Origin of the sequence: Verrucomicrobium spinosum DSM 4136 = JCM 18804 (assembly GCF_000172155.1) — a bacterium.
Classification (GTDB): domain Bacteria; phylum Verrucomicrobiota; class Verrucomicrobiia; order Verrucomicrobiales; family Verrucomicrobiaceae; genus Verrucomicrobium; species Verrucomicrobium spinosum.
The window spans coordinates 7,138,741-7,155,091 of record NZ_ABIZ01000001.1; the positions used below are offsets into that span (position 1 = coordinate 7,138,741).

A 16,351-nucleotide genomic window follows, 5' to 3' on the forward strand; every position below is an offset into this window, starting at 1 on the left:
AGTGCGGGAGGAAGACGCTGAGCCAGTTACGGGAGGGTGCCCGGCATCTAGCGGACATGTTTTATGCGAAATCGGTCACGTGGGACCAAACATCACGCAAATTAACCAACCCTGGCTTCGGCAATCCATTGAGTGAAATCTCAATGCTCTCTGTCACATCCAGTCTTGGCCTGACAAGCTTTTGCATAGAAGAGTCAAGCCCCATTTCCCCCGCATAACCCCAGGCCTTGTCCCCTGAAGTCATGACCGTCACATCCCCACCTCCCCCTCGCCAGCGATTGCTGGCCCTCCCCGCCCTGGCGGCGTTGCTCGTCGCCGCGTATCCCCACCCCATGCCCGCTGCCGATGAAGTCATCGGTGTGGGGGGCTTCGGCGGGAAACAGGCCACCATCATCAATGAGCCCTCCAAAGGTGGCACCACAGCCCCGCTTCCCGGTGCTGGCGTCCCTCTGCAACCGGCAGCGGTCCCCTCAACACCGCCCCCGGCCGGAGCCCAGACCCGGCCCGCCGCGCCAGTGCCCCCAGCCGCACGCCCTGGTGCGACGCTGACGCCGGGGGTGATCAACGAGCCCAACATCACCAGCTTTCCAGCCAAGTCGCCACCCCCTTTCGGCGGCATGGCCCCTGCTCCCTCCCGTTTGGGTGAGGGATCGGCGCCCTTCCAGAATCCAGGGTTCCCGCCGGTGACGGATCCTGCCCCGAACCAATCAGGCAACGCGGCCGCACGGTCCATGCCCGCCCCTGCTGGCTCCCAGGCCCCAGCCTCCTCCACCCCGACGCCTGCCGTCCCACCGACTTCGTCAACGTCCACTTCAGCCCCGCGCTCCACCCCCGAGCCCTCGGTGGCACCGACCTCGACCACCCGTCCGACACCCACCCCCGCACCACCAGCGACTCCTGCACCCGCACCTGCGACTCCTGCACCCGCACCTGCACCTGCTCCGGCCACCCCTCCCACGGTCCCCGCGGAACCGGCGGGCGCTCCACCCACAGGAGGCGCCCCTGCCAAGGTGATTGACTTCGGCGATCGTCCGGCCAATCCGCCCAGTGCCTCCGCCACGACTCCTGCTTCGGCCCCCGTGGCCACCGCGGAGTCGGGGCGGCCCCTGGGGGCTGCTCCCTCAACCACCGCCTTCCCTGCCAAGTCGCCCCCCCGCTCCATGGGTGCACTCAATCCGGCTGCCCCTGCGGCGGCAGCCCCGGCCCCGGTGGTGACGCTGACCCCGCCACAACCCGCCCCGACTCCGGCTCCGGCAGTTGCCACAGCACACGCCACTCCCACCGCCCCAATGTCAAAGGAGGAGGAAACTCTGCGGGAAGCGGTGAAAAAATCAGAAAAGGCCAAGAAACCCGACGACTGGTTCTCCGCCAGTCACGACCTTTGCGTGTATCTCTACCGGGATGGCCGTTACCAGGAGGCCCGTGACGCAGCCGCAGAACTGGTGGCCAGGGCCGTGAAGACCCTGGGCAAGGACCACAAGGACACCCTCCAATACTGCAACGACCTAGGGGCCTTCCATTTCTTCCTCAACGAGTATGCAGAAGCGGAAAAGTTCTACCGCATGGCGCTGGAGGGGCGCGAAAAGACTCTGGGCAAAGACCACCGCGAGACGCTACAGAGCTCAAACAACCTCGCCGTGCTCCTGAAAGCCAAGGGCGACCTCCGCGGTGCGGAAGCCCTCTACCGTGCGAACCTGGCCATCAATGAACGCACCGATGGCAAAGACCACCCCTCCACCGCCGCCACCCTGAACAACCTGGGCCTGGTGCTCCTGGATCTGGGTGAACCCGTTGAAGCCGAGCAATGCATCCGCCGCGGACTCACCATCCGCGAGAAAGAACTGGGCCCACAATCCACCGACACCCTCGACAGCCAGAACAACCTGGCCCTCATCCTTGCCAGCAAGCGGGAGTTTGAAGAGTCCGCCAAACTCTACCGGAAGGTGCTCATCGCCCGCGAAGGCCTGCAGGGGAAGGAACACCCTTCCACCCTGAAAGTGGCCGAGCGCCTTGCTGGCGTACTGGGCAATCTCACCAAGCATGAAGACTCCATCATGCTCTACAAGCGCGTACTTGATGCCCAGGAACGCAAACTGGGGCCGGACAGTGAGGACACCCTGCTGACAGTGACCAACCTGGCCTACGCCTACTACCTCGACGGCGAATTCGAAGCCGCTGAACCCCTCTTCGAACGGGCCATGACCGGACTCGAAAAACTGCTGGGGCCTGACCACCCCTATGTCGCCCAGTCCGCGCACAACTTCTCCCTCATGCGTGAAAAACAGGGGAGAATGGACCAGGCCACCGTCCTGGCCGCCAAGGCAGTCGCCGCTGCGCAGAAGTCCCTGCCCGACAGTCACGTACAGCGGGCCGCGTATGAGACGCACCTCGCCAGCCTGCGCGCGTCCGGATCAAGGTAACACCCTGAACCGCCGGCCCTGGGTGAATCTTCAATCCACCTTGATGCGCGGCTTCATCTTCTCAAAAGTTTTGTCGCCGATCCCTTTGACGTTTTTCACGTCCTCCACCCTCTGATAGGGACGGCCTTTGATAATCGAGTGCGCCGTCTCCGGCCCGACTCCCGGCAATGTTTCCAACTGGACCGCCGTGGCCGTATTGAGATTGAGCACTGCTGTGGCGGGGTCATGAAATTTCCGCCAGGCCGCGATGCCCGCTGCCGCCAGGATCAAGACGGCCACCAGCGCGAGAAACAAGTAGTTTCCACGACGCGACGCTGCCTTACGTTCTTCCCGCCGGCGGACCGCCGCAGATTCATCGTAGAGTTCGCCCATTTGCCTGGAAGCATACTGGGAATTCCCGCGGAGGGCAACTCACCTGTCTGAGCAGCACCCCACTCAGGTGGTGGTCCAGTTCACCACGACGGTCTGCTCCCGCTGATTACGGTCGAGGTACTTCACGTGACCGTGCTCGGCCCCGTACTCGTGGATGCACTTGGTAACCTTCACGTCATAGCAGCAGTACTCGGCAATCTCCGCGAGTTTGCCCTGCTGCCACCAGCGGATGGCCTCCAGACCGTCTGCTGTCTTGCCCGCGCCGAGGGTGGCACTGGCCAGGGACTCTAGCTTCAAACGGTGTCCGACCTTGGTCTCAATGTCCGCCATCAGGTCCAGGCTCTGGAGTTCCTCCTTCAGGTCAAAGGCGTAGTAGCCCATGAGCACTCCATAGTCGAAGCTGATGTGGTTGAACCCAATCACGAGATCTGCCCGGCGCAACTGGGTGATGAGATCCTGCACCGTGTTCTCCGTGTAGATGTGGTACTGGCCCGTCTTGCTGCTGTAGGTGCAGCCGATGGACATGCCCATCTGGTGCTTGTTCTGCCAGCCTCCGACATCGTTGGCGGTGCGCTGGGTCTCGAGGTCAAAGTAAACAATATCGCGGGCCATGGGTTCCTGTGTCCATGGCATGCAGTGGTCACTTTGGCAAGTTGCGCATGGCCTCCAGCACTTCCTTGCTCATCAGAAGGGTGAGCACACCCAGCACCAGAAGGATGGCGACCAGACCCGCCAGCACCACCATGCGCCAGGGCTCCGGCTGACCATGCTCCACCCGAGTGTGACAACTTTCATCCCAGGACGTGAACCCTTTCTGGAGTAAACGGATGCGCCACCAGGCCATGGCGATGAGGGCGACGACGGGCACCAGGCAGAGCCCCATGCCCTTCAACCATACCTGGACAGACCGCATCAACGCCTGCTGGTAAGTGGGCAGGCTGCCATCCAGACTGCGCACCCGAATACGCAAGAGCGCCTTGCCAGGGGTAGTGCCCCGCTGACTCAGAAACCAGGCTTCCAGCGGTGCAAAAAGCAGCAGCGTGACAGAATTGAACAACAACTGCTCCATCCCCGGCCGCATGAGGACCTCCACCGCCTCAGGTGGCAGCAGGCCTCTCAAGGCGAGGCCCAGCGTAAAGCTGAACCAGAAGTAGTCCACCATGCGCGCCCAGAAGCGCATCCATGGCCGCGGGCGATCCAGATCCTCCGGGACCACATGCTTGGCGGCCTCTGCCGCCGCCACCACATCCGGGGCGGGCGGCCAGTATCCGTCGAATTCATCCAGCTCCCTGAGGGGCACCCAGTTCGGCACGCCGAGGCGCCACACCAGTTCATCGCCCTTCAGCAGACCTTCACGGATCTGCTCAATGATCCGAAACTGCGAGTGCGGACCACTCCGGTCGCCTGCGATGGAGAGATGATATTCCATCCTCAGGAAAGGTAGGCAGCGTGGCTCCGTCCACCATGGACAGGCCCGAGCCGAAAGTAAGACCGATCAGAGACGATAAACAATACGGGCTTTGTCGCCGTCATAGTGGGACATTTCCAGCTTTACCTGGTCACCAATGACGAGACGAATGAACCGCTTGCGCATCTTGCCGGAAATGTGGGCGAGGACTTCGTGGCCGTTCTGGAGCTTCACGCGGAACATGGTGCCAGCGAGCACGGCGGAAACGGTCCCTTCCAGCTCGATCGGCTTGTCCTTGTCTTCCATGCCCTCAGGGCTCTGGCCCAACTGAGGACCAGGGCGCCCCATGAAACCACGTCCACGCGGACCACCACGGTGACCCCCGCGACCGCGACCACCTCCGCCACTCCGACGCGGAGGGCCAGCATTTCGGGGTCCAATCCCGCCTTGCGGGGAATCATTGCGGTTCGGTTGATTCGGCTGGGGTGTCATATTTGATCTACAAAAAAACAAAGGCACAGAGATTGCCCGAAGGTGCCGCCTGAGAGGGGGGCTGACAAGCTGAAAGTGGGCAATCCCACCCACCCTACACCCGTTTTCCAATGAATTCCTCCTATCTTGGAACAAAAATCAATGTCCCGGTGGCAGTGTCTTTCACATACTTCACAGCCACAGACTTTTCACCCCTGCCGCGGGGCAGCAACCAGCCCTCCAGATCGAACTCATACGTGCGCCCGTGGGAATAGCGCGTCCACCCCTGGCACAGGCCCTGTTTGTCGTACACGTACACATCACGCCAGGCCTTGCGGACGGTGAGCAATGGATCCACATACGCCTTGGCCCCGGTGCGTTCCAGGAACTCAGGCAGCAGCACCTCGCTCAAGAGCGTGAGGTTGTATTGGCGAAGGTGATACCGGATCGCGGGATTGGGCTCCTGCCACGAGGCGGTGAGGCGGCCGTCATTCTCGCGGAGGATCCCGTAGTCCACGAGGCGCTGCTGGGCGGCCTTGATGGCCTCCTTGGCCCCCGCTTTGGAGGAAGCGCCAATGAGCGCCTGCAACTCCGGCGTAGGCAGGGTCCAGAGATCCAGCCGGTCCGCCACTTGGGACACTGCCAGCTCCATCCGCCCGGCCAGGGGGTTCTCGCCTTCCGTGAGTTTCGATTTGAGGCTTTCCTGGAGCTTCTTTTGAGCGTCCTCCGCCGCAGCCTTGTCCGCGCCGACGCTGAGCTTTCGCCAAGCCTCCTGTGAAGGAGCGAGGTCAGAAGCCAGACTTTGGAAGGCGTTCGCCCCTTCCTTGCCCAGTGCTTCCGTCAGCAGGCGGCTCCCCTTCGCCGTTCCGTCACTTCCCAATTTGCGACCCAACGCGAGCCAGCGAAGGTCCGTCTCCGCAGGCAATCCCAGATCGGGATTGCCGGCATCATAGCAAATCTCCTGAAGCCGACCCTCGGCATCGTAGAACCGCATTTCGCTGGCTGGCATGGCGAAGCAGACAAACGCCGGGGCCGACCAGGTGACGCCATTGCCTACGAAAACGCCCACATCCACCCGATGCGAGGTGATTCCTGTCGCGGCCTTCGTTTGCGGTTGCCACTTCACCGTGATGCGGGCCGTGTCCCCACTGCCCTGTGGTTCGATCTTCACCCGCTCAGGGTCCCCTTGCAGCAGCACCCACTTGTAGGTCAGGGGACGACTCATGAGATCGGGCGACTTCCTCGCTGTGACCACGATCTGCCGCTCTTGAGCAGCCCCTCGAAAAACACGGGCAATGACACCCGGCACATTGCCCAGCTTTTCATCTGTCACGGTATCCAGCTCAAAGAAGTCCTTGTTGGGCGTGGCCCCGGTCTCCTCCAGCACTTCCAAGATGGCCACCGGAGGAATGAGTGGGGGCAGCATGTCATGTGCCTCCGCCACCATCTTCGCCTCATCGATCTGGTTGCCGTCAAAAACCGGAGGATGCGCCGCACCGGTGAAGTAGTCCGCCTCACTTTTCACCACCCGGTTGCTCCTGCGGAACACGGCCTGCAAGGTGGGTGCCAGGATGCGGTTGCGCAGCAGCACCTGTTGGGTTTCAGGCGGCAGGGCGGCGGCCGCGCTGAAGAAGGCCTTAAGGAAGGGCTGATCCGTAAAGGACGAGCCCTGGGAGATCACCACGAAAGGTGTGTTCGCCGGAAACAGATCGCCCCAACCATTGCGACCATTCCACCCCGGGTCGTAGTCCTGATGCTCCGGGTAGAAGTAGAGATTGTTGCCCAGATACTGTGCGTTGAGAAACTCGAACCCCTGGCGGTTGCCCATGTAGAGGCGGGGCAGGCTGCCGCCTTTGTCGGCTGCGGCTGACATGGAGCAATTCCCAAGCACGGGAAACGGGCGCACTTGATTGGCGGGGCCAATCTCCGCCTTTCGCTCCTTTTCGACCGCTGTCGGCTGATAGAGCTGCACCTGCGGCCAGACCTTGATGTCGTACAGGGAGTGCCCGCCATCGCGGTTTTCGTACTGGAAACCATTGAGCCCCGCTGCCGTGCCCTCGCCGTGCCACTTCAGGATGAGCTTCCCCACCTCGTCCGTCCGGGTCGTGACCTGCGCAAAAATCCCCGTCTGCAGGAAAAGGCAAAGAGCCGCGTACAGGCCCGGTCGAACGCCGGGACTTTGCCAAATGGTGCCGTGCTGCATGTCGTTGCCTTTCCGTGCCGTAATTCCTCCCCCTGCATTCCCTCTCGCAACCCCTGCCCACGTTTAGCCACCAGGCCAACGAGTGTCAACGCAGCTCCCCAACTGAAACCAGAAAACCTGACACTGCATCCTGTCAGATGTGACAAAGCCAAGGTTGCGGGCGGACGGAACCACGCTAGAGCACCGCATCGTCCAGTACGGCGTTTGCGCCGTACTCCTACCACCAGTTGCCTGTTCGTTGATCCCGTCCGCCACCTGCAAAATTCGGAATGGCCATTCCCATCATCATCAATCCCGCTGCCAACAGCACCAAGGCTTCCGCCCAGATGGAGCGCATCCGGAACCTCCAGCCCACCCCTGAGATCCATGTGACGGAGGGCATCGGCAGCGCTCGTGAGATTGCCGCCCGTCTCGCCGCAGAGGGGCACCCCATCGTGGTGGCGGCAGGAGGCGATGGTACCGTAAACGAGGTGGTGAACGGACTCGCCGCCCACCATTTGTCCATCCCCGATGCAGCACAGCACACGACGCTGGGCATCCTGCCGGTTGGCACCATGAACGTCATGGCCTACGAGATGGGGCTGCCGGGCCGGAACCTTGAAGCCTGCTGGGACATCATTCACAGGGGAGCCACACGTGAGATCGATCTCTGGCAGGCCAATGAGCAGTACTTCGCCCAGCTCGCAGGCGTGGGGTTCGATGCCGAGATCGTGCAACAGACTCCGTGGGAGATGAAGCGTCGCTATGGCCCCCTCAGCTACGTGATGACCGCCGCCCGCATCCTCGGTCAGGAGGCACCGGTGCTCTCAGTGGAAATCGAAGGCCGCCCACCACTCTATGGCTCCGTGGTACTGCTGGGCAACGGCCGCCACTACGGTGGCCCGGTGCCTGTCTTCCGCGATGCCTCCCACACCGACGGCCTGCTGGACGTCCTGATCCTACACCAGCGGCGTCCCCTGGAAGCCTTCCAGTTCCTCGCCGCCCTCGTGGCTACGGGTTACCAGGAGTGCAACGACATCGACTACCTGCAGGTAAAATCCCTCAAGGTCACCTCACAGCAGACGGTGCCCTATGAACTCGATGGCGAACTCGGCCTCAACACTCCGGTGGAGATCAGGCTCGCGCCCTTCAAACTGAAGGTGCGGGCAGGAGCGTAGCGCAGATTGTTAATCTGCTGTGCCGCCGACAGGCAATCGGCATCAGTCAAAAACAAAGCGGCCTTCGAGTTCCCCCGAAGGCCGCTTGTCATTTCAGCAGTGAAAACTGAAAACTTGAATCTGCAAACACCCTACGCGCCCACCAGTTTGCGGGCCTCATCCAGAGCCGCATCCACCTTGGCCACTTCCTTGCCACCGCCGCGCGCGAAGTCGGGCTTGCCGCCGCCTTTGCCGCCCACGATGGGGGCGATGGCCTGGATGATCTTGCCCGCCTGAAGCTTGGCCTGATGATCCTTGCTCACTGTGGCGATAAGCGAGACGTTGCCGCCGGCGGTGCCGGCGACCACAACGATGCCACTGAAGAGGCTCTTAAGCGCATCGCTCACGGCCATCGCATAATCGCCATCCACCTCGCCCAGATTGGCGATGATGGCGTCATTGCTGGCTAAGCCGAGGAGAGCCTTCGCACGCGCCGCCGCTTCGCGCTGCTGGGCGGACTTGAGGGCTTTTTCCAGCGCCTTCTGCTGATCCAGGAGCGTCTCGATCTTCTTCTCGAGATCCAGCGTGCCTTGAGCCAGGACCTTGCCGGCGAGAAGCTTCAGCAGGTCCGCATCGCTCCGGGCCGCGCGATAGGCTTCAAGTCCGGCAATGGCCTCAAGACGACGCACCCCGGCGCTCACAGCACTCTCACTGACGAGGCGGAACAGACCAATCTCACCCGTGGAGCGGGTATGCGTGCCGCCGCAGAGTTCCATGCTGTAACCGTTGAGCGCGTGAGCCTGGCCGCCGACTTGCACGACGCGAACCTTGTCCCCATACTTCTCTCCGAAAAGCTGCATGATGCCGGGGTTGGACTTCACCTCCGCATACGGAAGCTCGTCCCAGGAAACAACATCATTGGCCACGATTCGCTCGTTCACGAGACGCTCGATGTCGGCAAGCTGGGCAGCAGTCAGGGCGGCGCTGTTGAAGTCAAAGGTGAGTTTGTCAGGTCCGACGAAGCTGCCCTTCTGGGTGGCTTCCTTGCTCACCACTTCATGCAGCGCCCAGTGCATGATGTGCGTGACCGTGTGGTGACGCTCGATGGCGCGCCGGCGGGAAGGCTCGACCGCGAGTTGCGCTTCCACGCCCACGGAAGGCGTGTCTTCCCCATCCAGGAAGTGCAACCAGGTGTTGCCCACCTTCTGGGTGTTCGAAATGGGGAAACTGTCCGCACCGATGATCAGCGCCCCAGAGTCGCCCACTTGACCACCCATCTCAGCATAGAAGGGAGAGCTGTCGAGTACAACGGCCGTCTTGTCCTTCATGGAAACAACCTCCAGCACTTTGGCGGGCGCCTCGAGGTTGTCGTAGCCGATGAACTTGGTCGGCTCCTTGGTTTCGATCTCGCTGAGGGAAACGACTTGCTTCCGGCCTTTGCTGTCTTCAGTGCTCCGCTTCTTCTGCTCTGCCAGCAGGCGCTCGTACTCGGGGACGTCCACCGTCAGGCCACGTTCGCGAGCCAGCAACTGGGTCAGGTCGATTGGGAAACCGAAGGTGTCGGAAAGGCGGAATGCCACCTCGCCCGTGATCTCGGTGCCTTTGCCAGCGAGCTTGTCGGCCTCGGACTCAAAGAGGCTGATGCCGCGATCCAGCGTGCGGTTGAAGCTTTCCTCCTCCATCTTGAGCACAGACTTCACATGCTCCTTGCGGGCGCGGAGTTCAGGAAACACCTCACCCATGTGCTGGGCCAGCACGTCCACCAGCTTGTAGAAGAATGGCTCCTTGAACCCAAGGGTGCGGCCATACTTCACCGCACGGCGCAGAATGCGGCGCAGGGTGTAGTTGCGGTCGTTATTGCCGGGGGAGATGCCGTCGGCGATGGAGAAGCTCAGGGTGCGGATGTGGTCGGCGAGGACGCGGAAGGCCACGTCGATCTTCTCCTGCTCCGTATCACCCGTGCTGCCAGAGGCGGGCAAAGTGCTGGCATAAGTTTTGCCGCTCATCTTCGAGATCTCGTCGAAGATGGGCTTGAAGACGTCCGTGTCGTAGTTGCTGATCTTCGCGTTCTCGAAGTCCGTGAAGTTCCTCGTGCCCTGGATGATGCTGGTCACGCGCTCAAAACCCATGCCCGTGTCCACATGCTGGGCGGGGAGCTTCGAGAAGGTCTTGTCCGCATTTGCATTGTACTGGATGAACACGTTGTTCCATATCTCAATGCAGTCAGCACTGCTGCCGTTCACCAGTTTGGCACCTTCGCGCTGGCGGCCCTCGTCCAGGTCGCGGGGACCAGGCGTGAGGTCGATGTGGATCTCTGTGCAGGGACCGCAGGGACCGGTCTCCGCCATCATCCAGAAGTTGTCCTTCTTGTTGCCGTTGACGATATGAATCTCCGGATCCAGCCCCACGCTGCGGAACTTCTCCGCCCAGTAGCCCCAGGATTCTTCGTCACGCTCGGCGGGATCACCCTCACCCGGCTGGTAGATGGTCGCAAACACGCGGGTCGGCGGGAACTTCCAGCGCTCGATCACAAGTTCCCAAGCCCAGGAGATGGCGTCCTTTTTGAAGTAGTCGCCAAAGCTCCAGTTCCCCAGCATCTCGAAGAACGTGTGGTGGTAGGTGTCCAGACCCACGTCCTCCAAATCATTGTGCTTGCCGCCGGCGCGGATGCATTTCTGGGTATCCGCCGCCCGGGTGGGCAGGCCCTTGTGCAGGACGCCCGGCCAAGTATCCACATCCGCCGGACGCTCCCCCAGGAAGATGGGGACGAACTGGTTCATCCCGGCATTCGTGAAAATGCGTGCTCCATCCCGGCTCGTGTAGCCGACATTGTCGCTGGGCACGATGGTGTGCTGCTTCTCTTTAAAGAAGTCGAGGAAACTCTGGCGGATCTGGGCGCTGGTCATGGGATGCGGGCGGAAAATGAGCGGGGACACTAGCCCCGTTTCGGCGGTCGGCATAGGAAAAAGTGGGACTCCGGACCGCGGGAGGCCATTCGGGCAAGTCGGCGCTTGCCCCCACCGGGGGGTTTGTTCTATCTTCGGCCCGTATGGACTACCAATCGCCGCCCCCGCCGCCCGAAGGTCCGAAACCGGAAATCCCCCCCACGCCGCCCCCGGCAGCTGAGATTCCGTCGGCCCCTGCCGAGGGCTCCCACCCCGGACTGCCCGGCATGGGCATCTCCCAGGAGGAACGGAACATGGCTATGTTTTGCCACTTGGGCAGCCTGGCGGGGTATGTCCTCCCGTTGGGCAACCTCCTGTTACCGCTCATCCTATGGCTGGTGAACAAGGACAAAATGCCCTTCGTCAACGATCAGGGAAAGGAGTCCGTCAATTTTCAGATCTCCATCACCATTTACTTTTTGGCCTCCTTGGTAGTTGGCTTCCTGACCTGCGGGTGGGGCCTGCCACTCGCCCTCCTGCCGCCGATTTTCTCCCTGGTCATGGCCATTATCGCCTGCCTGGAAGCCAACAAAGGCATTGCCTACCGCTATCCCCTGTGCATCCGGTTGATCAACTGACCCATGCAATGTAGGCCGGTCCTTCTCCCACCCGGTCCCTTTTCGCTATTGTTTCTCCGACATCAACCACTCCCTCCTCTACTCTCACTATGGACGAAAAAATACTCTCCAAGCCAAAAGACCCCCTCGACGAGTCACATGACGCTGTCGGACTGATGGACGCCCTGATGGACTTCTCGTTCAAGACCGCGATCACGCCCAAGATCGCGCATGTTCTCTACATCGTCGGCCTCATTGCCGCCGCCCTTTTTACCGGTCGCTGGGCTCTCGACTCCTTCCAACGCGGCATCATGGGTGGCATGACGTCCCTGCTCTTCGCCCCCGTCCTCTTCATCCTCTACGCCCTGCTCACCCGCATCCTCCTCGAGGTCGTCGTGGCCCTTTTCCGGATCCTGGAGCATCTGAAGAGCATTGACCGGAAGACGAAGTAGGGTGCCCCGGCGCTTTATTTCTGTTTGTAGTTCGAACTAGAGTTTGAACTACAAACAGCTTCTACCGGCGATGCCCCCTGTCACGCCGACACCCCGCGCCACTACGACTTCTTGTCGTCCAAACCTCGCTCGATCTTATAGAGCACGAACTGGGCATGGGCCTGATTGGCCGCTGCCACAGGGTTCTTCTGGTACTGCGCCTGGATGGTCCGCAACTGGACCAAGGCCACACTCTGCACCGCTGGCTGGTACGCCCGACCATTCACGATGTTGAGCAGCCGGTCCACATAGTCGAGCTGGAGGTTCTGACGCAAGGTGCTGACAGAGGCATCCGCTGCCTCACCCGTCATGACGGCAGCAGTGAGATCGCTCATCATGGTACCGAGGACATAACGATTCCCATAAAGCGTGCTGTCCAGGATGCGGTGCTGAGTGTTCGGGTGCATGAGCTGGTCCAGCAGGGAACGCTGGACCTTGAGGGCGCGCTCATGCAGTTTGGGATCCTCCCCGTTGTCACGGAAGTCAAACCCACGACGCTGCTGCTGAAGGTGGGCGAGGAGCTGCTCCGGCGCGACCCAAGCCTCCGGACCGAAGCCGTATTGGGCCAGGGCCCGCATGGCCGCCTTCTGCTTCTCCAGCTCGACCGGGCGGAAAGGTGAGGGCGGGTTGTCCTTCACCTGCCCCACGTAAGCGCGCTCTACATACACGCCACCAATGTACCGGGAAATGGCCGTGAGGGCATTGCTCGACTCCGAGGTGAGGGAGATGTAGGCATTGGTCAGCTCCTGCCAGCTCTTGCCCTGGGTGGGATAGTCCGCGAGCAACTTGCCCGTAGCCTGCTTGACCAGTTCACAACGGGCCACGCCATACGCGACCGGGTCGCTGCTCATGTCAAAGAGCATGGCCCGCGGGTCGATGGCCTTGCCATTGGCGCGCATGTCGTCCGCGTCATTGGCAAAGGCAAGCTGGGGCTCGTGCGAACGGCCCGCAATGGCGGCGAGGCGTTTACTTTCCTCCTGCGGCTCCGGTGCGGCCACGCTGTAGCCGTACTCGATGGCCCAGTCATCATACGGCCCAGGGGCATTGATGTAATATTGCCCCTGGCGCGCCCGGTCCGGCCCCAGATTCAGCGGCATGTAGTCCATGACGGATCCGCTCAAGCCGGTCTTCTCCGTGAGGGCACGGTTCTGCAGCTCCTCCGGGGAGTGCAGATGACTGGCGCGGAAGTTGTGGTTCAGCCCGAGCGTGTGGCCAAGCTCGTGCAGGATGAGCTGGGTGAGGCTTTCCTTGAGCAGCACATCGAAGTCCACATCATCCGCCTTGCGCAGGCGCATCATCTGGTTCCCAAAGAGCAGCCCCTGCTGCATGACGTTGGCGGCCATGCACGAGTTCTTGTCAAAGAGGTTGCCTCCCTCGGCAGCATCCATCCCGGCCAGTCCCACCTCATTCCAGAGACGGCGGGCCATGAGGCGGTTCTTCACAAACACAAACTCCAGCATGATGTCGGAGCCCAGGATCTGTCCGGTTCGAGGATTCACAAAACTGGGGCCGTAGCCGCCGAAGGGGGCCTTGGGCGAGGAGGTCCAGCGCAGCACGTTGTACTGGATGTCGTCCGCATCCCAGTCCGCATCATCCGGCTGCTCCTTGATGATGAGGGCATTCTTGAAGCCGATCTTCTCAAAGGACTTGTTCCACTGGAGGGCGGCGAGACGGATGGTGTCACGGAACTCGATCGGGGTCGTGTTTTCGATCCACCAGACGATGGGCTCCACGGGCTCGCTCAGCGGTGCATTGGGGTCCTTCTTTTTGAGGTCCCAGCGGTGGATGAAGTCGCGCCATGGGGTCACCTCCGTGGAGGTCTGGTCCGTGAGCTGGGTCATGAAATAACCCACCCTCGGATCATCCACACGGGGCTGGTAGCCGTTGTCCGGCATGGCGATGAGCGTGTGCTGGATGGTCACGCTCACATAGCGGGGGTCCGTCACATCGCCCAGTTGTTTGTCATCGTCGTTCCGGGGTGGCGTCGGATTGTCAAACACATACTCCACCGAGCAGAGCGTGTTCTTGGGGTAGGACTTCAGCTTGGTGAACTTGGTCTTCGTGTCCGAGAGCTTGCCGAGGAACGCCTTTTCCCCGCCGCCAGGCTTCACCTGCAACAGGGTTTCCTTGAGGAAGAGGTTACCGGCATTCAGCAGCACGCCCTCAGTATTCTCCGCCACCACAGCCTCAACCGCCATCACGGCATGGCTGGTGTTGGCCTGCGCGGCACGAGCCAGCGGGTGCATGGGGTCGAAGTAGAAGGCGGTGTTCTGCTTGATGAACTCCACCTTGTCGTAGCTGCGCTTCATCACGAACACGGTCTCATCATGGAACTGGCCGCGATTGTGACCGGCAGCGAGCACCCCTTCCACCGTGTGGGAGAAGTAGATGAACTCACGCTCCATCTGGTCCTTCCGCACAAACAGATAGACCGTCCCATTCTCGCGATCACGATGCAGGTTGAACAGGCCTTTGATCTCATCGCAGTTCTTCGTCACATCGGCGATGGTCTTCTTCTTGGGCGGAGCGGGCACCACCGTCACGGGCGCAGGTCTTTTTTCCTCCACCTTGGCAGCAGGTGCTTCCACAGGATTGGGTTTCACCTCCGGTTTGGCCTCTGGCTTGGCAGGTACTGGGGACGGTGTTGGAGCAGGCGTAGGCGCAGGTGTCGGGGCCGGTTCAGGCTTGCCAGGGGGCGCTGGTGCAGGTGCAGGCGTGGGACCAGAACCGGGCGCTGGCGCGGGAGCCGGGGCAGGGTTAGGGGCAGGCTTCGGAGCAGGCTCCTGGGCAGCGCTCCAGACGGCGATGATCAAACAAGTCAGAGGAAGCGCGAGCATCCCGGCTGGGCGGAGAGAGAATTTCATATTGCAATGGCTATTGCCAAAGACGCGCCGATGGGGCGGTTTTTTAGGACTACTTTGCCGCGAGGTCAGAAGAATCCCAATCCAGGCTCACAAAAACGGGTCGATGATCCGAGCCAAAGTCAGGCCCCACCTCCCGTCCACTCACTTTCCAGTCAGACGAAACGAAGACGTGATCGATCATGATCCGGTCTGGCAGCCACACATGCCGGGTAGCCTCAAAGAGCCGCCCCTGACTGGTGTCCACCAGATGGGTCTGATACAGGAAGTCCTTGTAGAGCCAGGCCCAAGGAGTGCAGTTGAAATCGCCCGCCACGATCACCGCGCGCCCCTCCTGCTGACGCTGCACGCTCCACAGCCTGATCTCTTCATGCATGACATGGCGGTCCGCAATCTCAGCCGCTGAGGTCGGGTGAGGGGCGTGCACATTCAGCAAACTCACGGGCTGCCCCTTAAAGTCGAACTCCGCGACCATCCCAAGCTTCTTGGGCCCGCTCTCCCCCAGCTTGTGGAGTCCGACTTTTTCCCAGGCCCCCCGGCTCAGGATGGCCAGGCCCCACGATCCTTTGCGATGATACTCCAGCCACTGGTGGGGATAGAGGTCCTTCAGACGAGGCAGCATCTCCGCCCAGCCTGGCGACACCTCCTGTAGGACCACCACGTCCGGCTGGCGATCCCTCAACAAGGTCTCCAGCGCAGCGTGATTCTGATTCCGACGGAGCAGGTTGATGGTGGCGATTTCCAGTGTCGAGCCCTTGGCCACCACGGTCGTCGGAGCCGCGGCAGGCCGGGCATGAGGCCACAGCGCAGCGATGTTCAACGCCAAGCCCGCAGCACTGAGGCCGACCAGCTTCCACCGGCGCAACCCCAAGCAGAACAACAGCCCAAGTGCGAACGCCACCACATATTGGGGTCGCAGATGATTGTAAAGATCTGGATACCAATGCCAGCGTCCCGCAAATCCCAGCAGAGTGACCGCGAGCCCAGCCGACAATCCCGACTCCAGCCAGTGCCGGACAACAAACCGGAAGAGTCCTCGCACTTTCATTTCCGCAGAGCGGGATTCACTGGGTCAGTTCAGCCCAAAGATCTCCGCATCCCTCACCACGGGATAGGCACGCCCGCCCTTTTCACTTTCCGTCAGCAGCAACAACTGCTGCAAGCCAGCGGGGATTTCAGAAAACAACAAGGTGACCTGGAACTCAGGTTCCGCCTCGCTCACATCCAGCGGGGTGCATTCGATCACCCACCCCTGCACACTCCATTCACGATGAAGCCCAAGCAGATCCGTCTGGATCGAGAGGGCAAGTTCTGAAGAGACTTCCAAGGCCCGACTGCTGGCGAAGATCACGCCAGTAGTGCTGATGGAACACATCCGGGTGACAACACTGCCCCCGCTCGCCGCTTTTGCCTTCCGTTGGTTCGCTCGTGTACCCATGGCTTTGCCTTGGTTTGTGCAACGGAAGGGAAGCTGCATGGGGTGCTCC

At 61.4% G+C, this 16,351-nt stretch carries 13 protein-coding genes; 4 read left to right on the forward strand and 9 right to left on the reverse strand.

Features of this window, described 5'->3' with window-relative positions; all coding sequences use genetic code 11:
- Window positions 1–242: 242 nt before the first annotated feature.
- Window positions 243–2,420, forward strand: coding sequence for a tetratricopeptide repeat protein (locus VSP_RS42740; protein ID WP_157211120.1), 2,178 nt, complete (start codon window positions 243–245; stop codon window positions 2,418–2,420).
- A gap of 30 nt (window positions 2,421–2,450) precedes the next feature.
- Here the strand turns inward: VSP_RS42740 and VSP_RS28900 are convergent, their stop codons facing one another.
- The 5 genes from VSP_RS28900 to VSP_RS28920 all read right to left on the reverse strand — a co-directional run bounded on the left by VSP_RS28900 (window position 2,451) and on the right by VSP_RS28920 (window position 6,874).
- Window positions 2,451–2,792 carry a ComEA family DNA-binding protein gene (locus VSP_RS28900; RefSeq protein WP_009965113.1) on the reverse strand — a complete coding sequence of 114 codons (342 nt, stop codon included), beginning with the start codon at window positions 2,790–2,792 and terminating at the stop codon, window positions 2,451–2,453.
- Window positions 2,793–2,855: 63 nt separating this feature from the next.
- Complete coding sequence (locus VSP_RS28905) at window positions 2,856–3,404, reverse strand: ribonuclease H-like domain-containing protein (protein ID WP_044135093.1); 549 nt, start codon at window positions 3,402–3,404, stop codon at window positions 2,856–2,858.
- A gap of 28 nt (window positions 3,405–3,432) precedes the next feature.
- Window positions 3,433–4,221, reverse strand: a complete 789-nt coding sequence (locus VSP_RS40190) for an RDD family protein (protein WP_009965115.1) — start codon at window positions 4,219–4,221, stop codon at window positions 3,433–3,435.
- Window positions 4,222–4,287: 66 nt separating this feature from the next.
- Window positions 4,288–4,506 (reverse strand): translation initiation factor IF-1, encoded by a 219-nt coding sequence (gene infA / locus VSP_RS28915; RefSeq protein ID WP_029190850.1) that lies wholly within the window; start codon window positions 4,504–4,506, stop codon window positions 4,288–4,290.
- Between the two features lie 307 nt (window positions 4,507–4,813).
- On the reverse strand, window positions 4,814–6,874 hold the full coding sequence (locus VSP_RS28920) for a hypothetical protein (RefSeq protein ID WP_009965118.1): 2,061 nt from the start codon (window positions 6,872–6,874) through the stop codon (window positions 4,814–4,816).
- A gap of 269 nt (window positions 6,875–7,143) precedes the next feature.
- Here VSP_RS28920 and VSP_RS28925 point away from each other — a divergent pair, with 269 nt between their 5' ends.
- On the forward strand, window positions 7,144–8,031 hold the full coding sequence (locus tag VSP_RS28925; protein WP_009965119.1) for a diacylglycerol/lipid kinase family protein: 888 nt from the start codon (window positions 7,144–7,146) through the stop codon (window positions 8,029–8,031).
- Window positions 8,032–8,162: 131 nt separating this feature from the next.
- Here the strand turns inward: VSP_RS28925 and alaS are convergent, their stop codons facing one another.
- Window positions 8,163–10,916, reverse strand: a complete 2,754-nt coding sequence (gene alaS, locus VSP_RS28930; protein ID WP_009965120.1) for an alanine--tRNA ligase — start codon at window positions 10,914–10,916, stop codon at window positions 8,163–8,165.
- Between the two features lie 143 nt (window positions 10,917–11,059).
- Here alaS and VSP_RS28935 point away from each other — a divergent pair, with 143 nt between their 5' ends.
- Together VSP_RS28935 and VSP_RS37890 are read left to right on the forward strand one after the other, a co-directional pair.
- A complete protein-coding gene (locus VSP_RS28935; RefSeq protein ID WP_009965121.1) occupies window positions 11,060–11,533 on the forward strand; it encodes a DUF4870 domain-containing protein in 474 nt (157 codons plus the stop codon).
- 89 nt (window positions 11,534–11,622) lie between these two features.
- Window positions 11,623–11,964, forward strand: a complete 342-nt coding sequence (locus VSP_RS37890) for a DUF4282 domain-containing protein (RefSeq protein WP_009965122.1) — start codon at window positions 11,623–11,625, stop codon at window positions 11,962–11,964.
- 101 nt (window positions 11,965–12,065) lie between these two features.
- On the opposite strand, the gene VSP_RS37895 is transcribed toward VSP_RS37890, so the two are convergent.
- Genes VSP_RS37895 through VSP_RS28955 form a run of 3 tightly spaced genes read right to left on the reverse strand, consistent with a single transcriptional unit; the run spans window position 12,066 to window position 16,302 of the window.
- On the reverse strand, window positions 12,066–14,867 hold the full coding sequence (locus VSP_RS37895; RefSeq protein ID WP_198141254.1) for a zinc-dependent metalloprotease: 2,802 nt from the start codon (window positions 14,865–14,867) through the stop codon (window positions 12,066–12,068).
- A 49-nt stretch (window positions 14,868–14,916) separates the two neighbouring features.
- Window positions 14,917–15,912, reverse strand: coding sequence for an endonuclease/exonuclease/phosphatase family protein (locus VSP_RS28950; protein WP_009965124.1), 996 nt, complete (start codon window positions 15,910–15,912; stop codon window positions 14,917–14,919).
- A gap of 24 nt (window positions 15,913–15,936) precedes the next feature.
- A complete protein-coding gene (locus VSP_RS28955) occupies window positions 15,937–16,302 on the reverse strand; it encodes a hypothetical protein (RefSeq protein ID WP_157211122.1) in 366 nt (121 codons plus the stop codon).
- Window positions 16,303–16,351 lie beyond the last annotated feature (49 nt).